10 protein-coding genes are annotated in these 11,947 nt (G+C 54.1%); 8 read left to right on the forward strand and 2 right to left on the reverse strand.

Annotated elements, in window-relative coordinates:
• Positions 1–53 precede the first annotated feature (53 nt).
• Positions 54–1,082 (reverse strand): TAXI family TRAP transporter solute-binding subunit, encoded by a 1,029-nt coding sequence (locus ACWF8S_RS16015; RefSeq protein WP_447554426.1) that lies wholly within the window; start codon positions 1,080–1,082, stop codon positions 54–56.
• A 557-nt stretch (positions 1,083–1,639) separates the two neighbouring features.
• Here ACWF8S_RS16015 and ACWF8S_RS16020 point away from each other — a divergent pair.
• Genes ACWF8S_RS16020 through ACWF8S_RS16040 form a run of 5 tightly spaced genes read left to right on the forward strand, consistent with a single transcriptional unit; the run spans position 1,640 to position 6,620 of the window.
• A complete protein-coding gene (locus ACWF8S_RS16020) occupies positions 1,640–2,797 on the forward strand; it encodes a CaiB/BaiF CoA transferase family protein (protein ID WP_447554427.1) in 1,158 nt (385 codons plus the stop codon).
• Positions 2,790–3,497 carry an enoyl-CoA hydratase/isomerase family protein gene (locus ACWF8S_RS16025; RefSeq protein WP_447554428.1) on the forward strand — a complete coding sequence of 236 codons (708 nt, stop codon included), beginning with the start codon at positions 2,790–2,792 and terminating at the stop codon, positions 3,495–3,497. The genes ACWF8S_RS16020 and ACWF8S_RS16025 overlap by 8 nt, the downstream gene beginning before the upstream one ends.
• 33 nt (positions 3,498–3,530) lie before the next feature.
• Complete coding sequence (locus ACWF8S_RS16030) at positions 3,531–4,382, forward strand: CoA transferase subunit A (RefSeq protein ID WP_447554430.1); 852 nt, start codon at positions 3,531–3,533, stop codon at positions 4,380–4,382.
• Complete coding sequence (locus ACWF8S_RS16035) at positions 4,375–5,109, forward strand: CoA-transferase subunit beta (RefSeq protein ID WP_447554431.1); 735 nt, start codon at positions 4,375–4,377, stop codon at positions 5,107–5,109. The genes ACWF8S_RS16030 and ACWF8S_RS16035 overlap by 8 nt, the downstream gene beginning before the upstream one ends.
• Positions 5,110–5,117: 8 nt before the next feature.
• Positions 5,118–6,620: a class I adenylate-forming enzyme family protein gene (locus ACWF8S_RS16040; protein ID WP_447554433.1), complete on the forward strand. Its 1,503-nt coding sequence runs from the start codon at positions 5,118–5,120 to the stop codon at positions 6,618–6,620.
• 466 nt (positions 6,621–7,086) lie between these two features.
• Here the strand turns inward: ACWF8S_RS16040 and ACWF8S_RS16045 are convergent, their stop codons facing one another.
• Positions 7,087–8,004 (reverse strand): LysR family transcriptional regulator, encoded by a 918-nt coding sequence (locus tag ACWF8S_RS16045; protein ID WP_447554434.1) that lies wholly within the window; start codon positions 8,002–8,004, stop codon positions 7,087–7,089.
• Between the two features lie 130 nt (positions 8,005–8,134).
• On the opposite strand from ACWF8S_RS16045, the gene ACWF8S_RS16050 reads away from it, so the two are divergent.
• The 3 genes from ACWF8S_RS16050 to ACWF8S_RS16060 are packed head-to-tail and all read left to right on the forward strand — an operon-like array spanning position 8,135 to position 11,931.
• Complete coding sequence (locus ACWF8S_RS16050) at positions 8,135–9,109, forward strand: TAXI family TRAP transporter solute-binding subunit (protein WP_447554436.1); 975 nt, start codon at positions 8,135–8,137, stop codon at positions 9,107–9,109.
• An 18-nt stretch (positions 9,110–9,127) separates the two neighbouring features.
• A complete protein-coding gene (locus tag ACWF8S_RS16055; RefSeq protein WP_447554438.1) occupies positions 9,128–11,005 on the forward strand; it encodes a TRAP transporter permease in 1,878 nt (625 codons plus the stop codon).
• Complete coding sequence (locus ACWF8S_RS16060) at positions 11,002–11,931, forward strand: 3-hydroxyacyl-CoA dehydrogenase NAD-binding domain-containing protein (protein WP_447554439.1); 930 nt, start codon at positions 11,002–11,004, stop codon at positions 11,929–11,931. Before ACWF8S_RS16055 ends, ACWF8S_RS16060 begins: the two co-directional genes overlap by 4 nt.
• The last annotated feature ends 16 nt before the right edge of the window (positions 11,932–11,947 follow it).

The raw sequence follows: 11,947 nt of genomic DNA on the forward strand, positions 1-11,947 counted from the left end.
TGGATCGGTAGCAATCCCGGCGGAATACCGCCGGGCTAGAGGGACGTAACAACTCACTCAACCGGAATCGGCTGCAGTCGCTCGGGAATTTCGATGCCCTGTTCCTCAAAGTACTGTGCCGCACCTGAGTGTAGTGGCATCGGCAGGCCGACGATTGCCTTCTCCAGTGCCATGACCTTGGTAGCAGGGTGGATGTTGTTCAGGAACGGTAGGTTCTCGTACATCGTCTTGGTAATGGCATACACATCGTCGTCCGGGACGTTGGCATTCACAGCCAGGATGTTGGGCTGAGCGATGGTATGTATCACTTCGGATTGATTGGGGTAGGTGTCGGCCGGAATATCATAAAGTGACCACAGATCAAATTCGCTGTTGACCTGCATCAACTGCTCTTCGGTGAAGTTGAGCGTGGTGATGTCGTTCCCCATGTTGGCATAAGCGCGGGTCACTGCCGAGACCGGCACACCAGCTGGTGTATTCATACCTTCAATGGTGCCGTTCTGTAGTGCATCGGCGCTCGGACTATAACCCAGATTGGCCAGATTCATCTTGTCGAGATCAAAACCTAACTGAGTGAGGATATAACGACCGGAGCCCTCGGTACCGGAGTTACGTGCGCCGATTGAGAAAGTTCCGTCGTACACATTGTTCATGTCCTCGATAGTGCCCGACTCGACCATCTCGTTGGCAACCACGAAGTGTTCGACGTTCTGCCATAGCATCGACACACTACGCAGGTTTTTGTAGGCCTTAGGTAGCGGGCCGTTTCCCGTCCAGGCATAGGCACCGAATATACCCTGCAAGATGCTGAATTGTGCCTGATTCTCATCCATCAGTTTGAGATTTTCGCCGGAGCCAGCGGAGCTGATCGCCGATAGCGAGATCCCCGTCTGAGGTTCTAGCTTAACCTTAACCAGGGTCGAGAGAGCCACGCCCACGGGATAGAAGGTCCCGCCGGTGGTCGCTGTGCCCATGATGTACTTGCCGCCAACGTCCTGGGCGCTAACAGCGATGGTGCCGATACCCAGGGTGACGGCGGTGGCAATGACCAGTGTCGACTTGAGGAGCGGTGTCTTGTTCATAGCGTTTTACCTTTGGCTGAACTTTTTGTTGTTGTGAATTCAAGAGAGGCCGATACATAAAGGCCTTCTGTCACGATGACGACGAATCCTGAATCAGGGGTAAGCCGCCAGAGGCCCAGGACGTGTCACCAATCGGTGAGGCGTCGGGTAGGGAACTTCGAGACATTTGATGCCCCCGAACATCGGCTTCTAGCCCCGTTCTTTGCTGCTATGGTCCTTTTTAATGCGCGCCCTGTTCTAAATATTAACACGCCGTTCTAACAAATAGCGTGGCATACCCCCCGTAGAATGCAGATTAAACTTTAGTCCCATCCCTCATTCGCCAAGTCAAAAACTTGGCTCATATCTAACTTGACGAACACTTACCTCCCTGCTGTGACACGACCCAGCACGGGAACAGCGCATTAATTTGACATGCCAAATTTGTATCATATAATGGTATTCAGTTCCATTATGTAGGACATTCTATATCCCCGCGTCGTATTGGAAGCTTGTTCTCGGGGTGTCTAGACCTAAACACGACAATCGAAATACTCGCCTATAACAGAGGCCGAACCATGAAAGAACCACTCAAAGGGGTCACCGTCATTGAATTCTGTAACGTGGCGGCCGGACCGTTTTGCGGCATGCTGCTGGCCGACATGGGAGCGGATGTCATTAAAATCGAAAGTCCGAAGGGGGGGGATAGCCTTCGTGCCTGGCCTCCCATCACCGAAGGGTTCAGCGAAAACTTCGCCTCTCTCAACCGCAACAAACGCTCAGTTGCCTTAAATTTAAAAGAAGAGAGTGACAGGGATAATGCCCAGTTGATTTGCGAAAATGCCGACATCGTGATTGAGAACAATCGACCTGGTGTTATGAAACGTCTCGGTCTTGATTATGAAACTCTTTCCCAGCGCAACCCGTCACTGGTTTACGTATCAATTTCCGCTTATGGACAGACGGGGCCTCGCGCTCAAGAAGGCGGCTTTGATCTAACGATACAGGCCATGAGTGGCATCATGAGCGTGACCGGCGATCCCGGTGGCGCGCCAGTCAAGTGCGGTGTGCCGCTTGCTGACTTCAGTGCAGGCCTCTACGGCGCCTACTCGGCGCTGGCGGCGCTGCGGAGCGCACAGGAAACTGGCCAGGGAACGCATGTCGACGTTCCAATGCTGGGCGCCACATTAGGCATTGCCGCGTTACAGACCTCAGAGTATTTCGGTAGCGGCAAGGATCCTGTGAAGCTGGGAAGCGCCCATCCTAGAAATGCCCCCTACCAGGCCTTTGCCGCACGAGATGGCTATTTCGGTATGGCCGCCGGCAATGATGCGCTGTGGAAGAAGGTATGCGTCGTTGTCGACCGGCCAGAGTGGGAAAGTGAGCCCAAGTACGAAACAACGACTTTGCGTGCCCATCATCAACACGAACTGCGTGAAAATCTCGAAACTATCTTCCAGGAAGCAGATTGCGCTGACTGGCTTGAGCGATTCCGTGACATCGGCGTGCCCTGCGCCCCTATAAATTCCTATTCGCAAGTCTTGGCAGACCCACAGGTGGAACACATGGGATGGGTGCAGCCCCTGGCGATGCCTAATGGTGTCACCACCCGAACCTTTGGCTCTCCGGTTCTCATGGGTGGAACGCCCCAGACAATCCTCCGTCCCCCTCCGCTGCTCGGCGAACACACAGAAGAGATATTGACAGCGCTGCAACGGGGAGACCGCCATGAGTGAACGATTAAAAGTCTCGGAACGCCCGGGTGCCCTGACCGTTTCGCTGGATCGTCCTGATAAGCGTAACGCTCTGTCCACGGCGCTCGTGGAAGATCTGATCGAAGTAATGGATAACGTTGAACGCCGTGGCGTCGAAGTTATCGCCTTTCAGGGCGAGGGCAAGAATTTCAGCGCTGGCTTCGATTTCTCTAATTGGCAGGAACAAAGCGAGGGCGATCTCGTCCTTAGATTCATTCGCATCGAGCAACTGCTAAAGCGGATCGCGAACTCCTCCGCTCTCACTATGGCGTTTGCCCATGGCCGAAACTTCGGTGCCGGCGTCGATATATTCGCCGTATGCAAACAGCGAATATGCACCGCCGATACAACCTTCCGGATGCCTGGCCTGAAATTTGGCATCGTGTTGGGAACACGACGTTTCGCCTCGATCGTCGGTCGCGACCGTGCACATGAGATCCTCTCGTCTACGCGGACCTTCGGTGCTAATGAAGCCAGCCGCATCGGGTTCGCGATGCGCATCGCCGAACGCGACGAATGGCCTGCACTTCGCGACGAGGCGATGGCGCAAACCCCTGACCCCTCCCGTGTACTGCTCAACGAGGCATTGACGGACAGGATGCTGGTTCATGATCTGGCCTGCCTCGTCGAATCCGCAGCAACGCCCGGCTTGAAGCAGCGCATAGCGACCTATCTGAATTAGTTCAGAATCGCCACCATTTTCTGGAGCATTTCCATGCCGTCCGGCCATATATCGAAACACAAGATCGTCGCTCTCGAGGAGCTAGCTGCAAAAATTCCCGATGGTGCTTCCATCGCACTCGGCGGCAGCTTTCTCCATCGAGGCCCCTTTGCACTCGTCCGTGAACTGATCCGTCAGGGTCGGCGAGATATCGAAATCATCAAGCAATCCCCAGGATACGATATTGATATTCTATGTCGTGCTGGCACCGTAACGCGTGCCCGTACCGGCATTGTGGCTATGGAGGGCAACTTCGGCTTAGCGCCTTGGTACCGCCGGAGCATCGAGGAAGGGACTCTCACCCTGGAAGAGCATGCATGCGCGAGCTTAACCGCTGGCCTGCGCGCCGCCGCCTACGGCGTGCCGTTTCAACCCTGTGGCGGACTGAAAGGCAGTGGCCTTGCCACTCTTAACGCCTGGCAGACAATCGAAGATCCCTACGGCAGCGGGAAATCGGTTTACGTTATACCCGCCATCCGCCCAGATTTTGCCGTCATTCATGCCAACGAGGTCGATGCGCAGGGCAATACACGCGTCTTCGGTACGAGTCACTGGGATCGCATAATGAGCCGCGCGGCCGACCGGGTACTCGTTGTTGCTGAGCGCCGTGTTGACACCCAAACCTTTGTTGACCGGCCTGAAGCGACCCTCATCCCCTATTTTCTGGTCGAGGCGGTCTCGGTCTGCCCGCAAGGCGCCTGGCCCGGCTCAAACCATCCGGACTACGATATTGACTACCCAGCCATCGAGGACTACCTGGAACCAAGTCAAGACGCTCTGGAACGGCATCTGGCGTCTGCCCCCGAAGTTCGAGCCTCGTCCGAGAGGAGTGACACCTATGTCTGAACACTGGTCAGGATTCTCATACATTGTCACCAACCTAGCGCGCCTCATCAGGCCCGACGAAATCACCTTCTCCGGTGTCAATTCGACGTTTCCGATGCTGGCGTGCCTGATGGCCAAGCGTGCTTACACATGGGACTTTATCTACATCAACGTCGCGGGCGGTGTAGACCCGGATGTTACGCATATTCCGCTGTCGAGCTCGGATCCTGCCCTGGCCCATGGCTCAGCATCGATCTTCTCCAATGAGGATTTCTACGACCTCTGTACTAGGGGCCGCATGGACCTGACATTCCTGGGCGCCGCCCAGATCGATGGCGCAGGCAACGTCAACAACTCAGTCATTGGCGACTGGCATCACCCCAAAGTCAGGCTACCGGGCGGCGGCGGCGGTGCGGTCATGCTTCCTACCGCCAGGCGAGCCTGCACTTGGCGTACCGAGCATTCCAACAGAACGCTGGTGAACTCGCTTCACTTCGTCACGTCCTGGGGCGGGATGGACAGTGTGGTCACTCCCATTGCCATCTTTAAGAAGCGCAACGGGCGGCTTGCACTCGAGTCCTGGCATCCGGAAGTGACATTGGAAGAAGTGCGAGAACGCACTGGCTTCTCCTTCGATCACGACGAGGCAACAATTACCCCACGACCGACAAGCGCCGAACGAGACGCCCTTCAATCGCTCGATCCAGCAGGCCGATTCGAGACGGATGCTGCGGTTACCATTCGATGAGGTGAAACATGCAAAAAGAAACTCTGATCGACGATTATACTGCTCTATGGCGATCTCGAGACTGGCATGATCGCTTCGCGCTGCTCAGCGAGGATACGACGCTTACGTATGGCGAACTCGCCGCTCGTGTCGACACACTGGCAGCAGCTCTCATCGCGCGCGGCATTGAGACAGGGGACACGGTCGTTTTGTCCATGGCACGAACCGGGGACAGCGTCGTTACCCTGTTGGCTATACTTCATGCTGGGGGCTGTCTGTGTCCCGTCGAGCCAAGAACCTCGCCGGAAGAAATAACGGATCGCCTGAACAGGCTTCGCATTCGCTGGGTGATCACCGACGCGACGCAGGCCCATCAGTTCGTGGACATACCCCATGGCTGCTACGTGATTGATCAATCACAATTGAGAGACGATCAACGCAAAACCAGTCCTAGAAAGCCATTAACAGCCGAAAGTCCGGCGCTGATCCTATTCACCTCTGGGAGCACCGGGCAACCTAAAGCGCTTCAGCTGACGCACCATGCGCTGCGCTGCAATGCGCTGAGCGTGGCTCAGCATAGTAAGCTGACGCCCAAAGATCGCCTATTGCATATTATGCCGATCTATCACACCAACGGCATCAACAACCAGATCCTGACACCGCTACTTTCAGGATGCTCGATCGCCTTCGCACCACGCTTCAATGCGGACAATATCCCAGGTCTTATGGCGCGCTATCGGCCGACGATCATTACAGGCGTGCCAACCATGTACTCACGTATGCTCGCTCATGATTTTCCGCCCGAGGCCCTGAAATCCCTGCGCATGGTACGCTGCGGATCGGCCCCCATCACAGTCGGCCTGCAGGAGCGTATTGAAGCCCTGTTCGATTGTCCCGTGGTGGTGTCCTATGGCCTTTCCGAAGCTACCTGTACCTCAACTATGAACCCTCCAGGGCGCCGACGAGTCGGCTCCGTGGGAACGGTACTGGACGGCCAGACTGTCGAGTTACTGCAGATCGATGAGGACATCCCTGTGGCGCCGGATCAGGAAGGCGAAATAGCCATTTCCGGACCGACTCTCATGAGCGGATATCTCGATGATATGGGAACTCCACACTGTGGCGATCTTGCCTCAGGCTGGTTTCGTACCGGTGATCTCGGACGTTTCGACGAGGACGGCTATTTATGGATAACGGGCAGGATTAAGAATGTCATAATCCGCGGCGGGGAAAACATCGCGCCCGAGTTGATCGAACGCATTCTCGTTGAGGATCTCTCGATTGGTTCTTGTTGTGTGGTGGGGAGGCCTGACCCGGATCTCGGCGAAGTGCCTGTCGCCTTCGTAGTTCCCACTACTGGGCATGAAGTAGACTTGGCTGGACTAATGCAACTCGTTAGCCAGCGTCTGTCTCGTAGCCATCAACCTGTAGCAATCATCGTCATTGATGAACTCCCCGAAAACGCAATGGGAAAAATCGACCGAAAGGCGCTGACACGCCGTCTCGCGGAGCCTGCGGCCTCCATGCCCTGAGACACGGAATACGTCATCTCACCTTTTCCTCAGTTATACTAAATAATTCGGTAGCAGATTATGGTTCACCTCCCAAACAAACCATGCCGCATCGCATTGGTTTGTCGCCAATAAGTATTTGGTTATCTCTAACATAATCTGCTTCTGGACACTCAGCCTGGCATGGATTGTAGTAGCGGCCTGACTGTGGCCTAGCTGAACTCGTTGGTAATCAACTCCCTCAGCGATAAGGCTAGATGCTAGATGCCACATCCCAGATGGCCACTGAGTTTTTTTCTCATTCAATTATGGTGCATCGCGGCGACATAACACCCATTCTCAGTAGCAGCCGGGTTTAGGTCAAAAGTTACTTCAACGTCTTTTATAGCTATTTGCTCGGCATAGGCTAATGGGAATAACCCATTAACACCCTTTTTAAGCCTTTATTGGCCCCGCCGCAAAGCTTTAGCTGCCATCGAGCGGCGTTTTATTCTTGCCGTCTGGACACACCCCCTAAATGTCCGGCGTGTGCCCGTATAGTTTCCAACATAGCGGTTGCTGCTGCAGAGGGCGAACCACGGGAGGGTGTAATGATACCCAGCGAGCGAGGAACATAAGGAGCGATTAAAGGACGCCAGCCTATTCCTTCCGCAGAAATCTGGCGGAAGCTAAGTGAGGGAAGCGCAGCAACCCCAAGGCCTGCGGCGACCATTCGTCCGGCGGTACCAATCTGACTCACTTCACACATCAAATCTATTTCCAAGCTCAGGTCTTTTAACACACGTTCAATCGCCTCGCGTGTACTCGAAAGACGGCTCAACCCAATAATGGGATAGTGCAGTAGCGTCTCCCAAGGAACGGTATCCAAAGCTAATAAGGGGTGCCCATCCGGGCATACCGCTACAAAGTAGTCTTCTACGAGAGGCTCAAAGTGGGTCGCTTCTGCGCGAAGCGGCTGTACCGATAGCCCAATATCTGCCCGATGGTCACTCACCAAGTCATCCACCTGGGAGGCCAATACATCGTGAACACTAATGGCAATATTGGGAAAGCGTTGGCGGTAGTCGGCTAGCACGGTCGGTAAAAATCCCGCCGCTAATGTCGGCAACGCTGCTAATGTTATTTTGCCTCTCTGTTTGTTAAACAGCTCTCCAAGGTCACCCAAAGCTTCATCCCAATCACTAATCAGCCGCCTAGCAGTGGGCAGAAAAAACTTTCCTTCCGGGGTCAGTTGCACGCCGCGAGGAGAACGATTGAATAGCACGCCACCCACACACTCTTCTAACTTGCGAATGGCAATACTTAACGCTGGCTGTGAGATGTGCAGGCGTTCGGACGCCTCAACAAAACTGCCAAACTCGGCGATAGCCACAAAGGCTTTTAGCTGTCGGATAGAAGGTTGCATAAATAAAGTAAAAGTCTCGTTCGTATAATTATATTAGACAAATACTAGCAGGCTGCCTGATTCTTAATAAGTAAAATGACACGCATCTTCTGGAACCAACAACCCACAATACCCAGAGAGAGCAATTGCTATGTACTCACTAAAAACGCCGCTCTTAACCGCCATCCTCAGTGCTGGCTTAATCGCAGGGACCGCCGTCCAAGCAGAAGAACAGCTCTTAATTGGCTCTACATCAACGTCGTCTAGCCAATACGGTTATTTCGTCGCCGTTGGGCAAATTATCAATCAGCATGTAGATGGTGTACGCACCTCGGTGGTGGAAACCGGTGCCACAGTGGACAATTTGCGCCGTATTTTAAGAAATCAAGTCGATATGGGGCTCGTTACCACTAACGTTGGATATCACGCCTATGCGGGTGAAGGTGAGTTTGAGGGCCGCCCTGTGGATAATCGCCTTCTTTGGGTCTACTCCCAGGCACCACAAAATGTGGTCATGCGCGAAGACTCTGGCGTTACGAGCATGGCCGAGTTGGACGGCGCACGCCTCAACCCGGGCATTACTGGTTCTGCCACCGAAGCGACGACGATTGCCGTCATGGAGACGCTGGGCCTGACCCCTGAGTATGTGCGTGGTTCCACCACAGATGTGGTTGCCGGTGTAAAAGACAACCGCATGACGGGGTACGTCAAGTCTGGCGTGGGTGAAAAGCTGGATGGCTCTTCTATGGATATTGCCACCTTTACGCCCATCCGTGTGCTCTCCCTCAGCGATGAGCAAACTGACATTCTGAATGAGCAGATGCCAGATATTTCAGTCGTTCATATTCCTGAAGGAGCGGCTGATGGAGTACCAGCTTACTCCACCTGGAGCTTTGGCTTAGCCATGCATGCAAGTCCCGATCTCAGCGAAGAAACAGCCTACCAAATTGTTAAAGCCGTTATGGAGAATCCTGAACCACAAGTAAGTGCGCTGGCCAACCTTGCCGATGTTGATATCGCCGAGCTCACTTTAAGCAGTGGAACGGTACCCTTTCATCCAGGTGCCGTGCGTTATTTTGAAGAACAGGGATACGAGATTCCTGACCGTCTGATGCCGACAGAATAAGTCGAGGAGCTCGGTTCAATGCGCAATAAACTGCTAATGCTGGTCGCCCTGTTTTTGGGCGGCTTCATTTTCTATACCTCAGCGACCGGGCCTTTTGAAAGCTTGGTTCATCGCAGTCTCTTTCTTGCGCTGGTCATCGGACTGGGGTTGCTCACCTACCCATTAGGCGCCGGTAAACCTTGGCGTCCCTTAGGGATTGTTATTGATTGCTTATTAGCGCTGGGGGCAATAACCGCCTGTCTATTTATTACCTTCAACGCTAATAGCATTTTGACTACCCTTCCCTGGGCAACAACCAAGGATATGGCGCTCACGGCCATTCTGGTGGTGTCCATCTTGGAAGTTGCCCGTCGGGCTATTGGATGGGTATTCCCACTACTAGTGACACTAGGTATCGCCTATGCCCTGCTGGGTGACCGACTCTCAGGACCGCTCAGCCATCGGGGTTTTGATGCTAGCTTCGTGACTGAAACGCTTTTTCTCGGGGATTTAGGCGTATGGGGGATGCTACTTGGCGTAGCCGCCACCACCATTGCCGCGTTTGTACTCTTTGGTAGCCTTTTGCTCCACACAGGTGGAGGCCAAACCTTTATTGATCTTTCAATGCGTATCGGTGGGCGTAGCCAAGGGGGGGCCGCGAAAATTGCTACTGTGGCTTCCAGCCTGTTCGCTATGGTCAGCGGGAGTGCTGTGGCCAACGTAGCCACCACGGGCAACTTCACCATTCCCATGATGAAACGGCTCAAATACCCACCGGCATTTGCTGGCGGGGTAGAAGCCGTTGCATCGACAGGTGGCCAGATCGCGCCGCCTATTTTAGGCGCGGCAGCGTTTATCATGGCAGAGATACTGGGTGTCAGTTACGTCACGATAGCCCTAGCCGCCGTTTTACCCGCGTTTCTCTTCTATGTTGCGGTCTTCTTTACGCTGCACTTGGTGGCTGTGCGTAAAGCACTGCCGCTGGTACCAGAAAGTGAACTTCCCGCTTGGCCAGATGTACTCCAATTTAAGCGACTAACCCCCATTGTTGCCGCGCTAGGTGGGTTATTTGGTGGCGTTCTAAATGGCTACTCCATCCAATTCGCAGCTTTCCTGGGTATTACCTTACTGTTGATCAGTTATCTTTTCTTTGGCCTATTAGACCGAACGCCTCCCCGTCAAATACTACGTTCGTTAGTGACAGGCTTGGAGGATGCTGGCAAGGGCATGGTCATCATTGGAGTTTTGCTCGCCGGGGCGCAAATTCTGGTAGCCATGCTCAATCTAACGGGTATTGGCGTCACACTTTCGACGCTAGTGGTAAGTGTCGCGGGTGAACAGGTTTTCCTGGTGGCGCTGATTGTCGCAGTCATCTGTCTCATTATGGGTATGGGCATTCCTACCACGGCGGCCTATGTGTTGGTGGCTGCCGTGCTGGCTCCTGCTCTGACGCGCATCGGTATCGAACCTTTAGTCGCCCATCTGTTCGTCTTCTATTTTGCGACTATATCGGTCATCACCCCGCCCGTGTGTATCGCAGTTTTTGTTGCTGCAGGAATCGCTAAGGCTGGGTGGCTACAGGTGGCTGGTCACGCTATCCGCTTAGGGGCAACCACTTACATTATTCCTTTCTTGATCCTGGCGTATCCCGCCCTTATCGGTTTAGGCGATGCCTGGGACATTACCCTTGCAGCAGCGCGTGCAATGGCCTTTGTCTTGGCGTTTGCGGGAATACTGGGTGGCGCTCGGCTTTTCGGCAATCGGTGGTTGGATAGTACGCTGCTCGCGACAGCAGGGCTATTGGCGCTGGTGCCAAATATAGCGCTTGGATTAGTGGGCATCGCGAGCCTAACGGGGCTCTACCTATGGACGTGGCGGTCTTCAAGACGAATTGCACTGCAAGGAGCTGAGCTATGAGCCAACACAAAAGGAGCATCACGCATATTGCGGTGATTGGCTGTGGCACTATCGGCATCAGTTGGACCGCTTACTTTCTTTCCCGCGGTTTACATGTCACTGCTTTCGACCCGGATGACACCGCCCGCACACACTTCACTCACCGCGTGGCTGAGGACATGCGCGCACTTGGAACCGATATACGCACCCCTGTGGTGGCACAAACGCTTGAAGAAGCCTTACAGGGCGCAGAGCTGATTGTCGAAAATGCGCCTGAATCCGTGGCATTAAAGCAACAGCTCTTAACTGACATTCAACAGGCAGCGTCCAAGCAAGCCTTGGTGGTCAGCAGTACCTCCTCGTTAACGCACTCTGATATTACCAAGGGCACGCCTGCTCCTGAGCGCATCATTATCGCTCACCCGTTCAATCCGCCCCACTTAGTGCCTTTAGTCGAACTCTATGGGCCAGCTACTGAACTGGTACAGCGCTTGGTCGATTTTTATCAAAGCATTGGTAAGCAACCGGTGATGTTACGTAAAGAGATGATCGGGCATATTGCGAATCGTCTCTCTTCGGCGCTATGGCGAGAAGCGCTTTATCTATTACAAGAAGGCGTCGCCAGCGTGGAGGACATCGACCTTGCCGTAACGGCGGGGCCAGGATTGCGTTGGGCTATTCAAGGACCTTTTTTGACCTATCATCTGGGCGGCGGCCAAGGCGGCATTCGACACTATTTGGAGCATCTCGGCCCTAGCCAGGAGTATCGCTGGGCCAGCTTAGGCCAACCCACCATGAATGACGCGCTATATGAGCAAGTGATCCATGGAGTAGAAGCTGCAACACAAGGGCAATCACTGCCTCAACTGTTCTCAGAACGAGATCGCCAACTGACAGCGATTCAGCAAGCATTATCACCTAACGTCAACCAGGAGGAGCCCCTATGAGTCTCTCACCCTGTTT

It is taken from the genome of Vreelandella xerophytica, assembly GCF_968048975.1.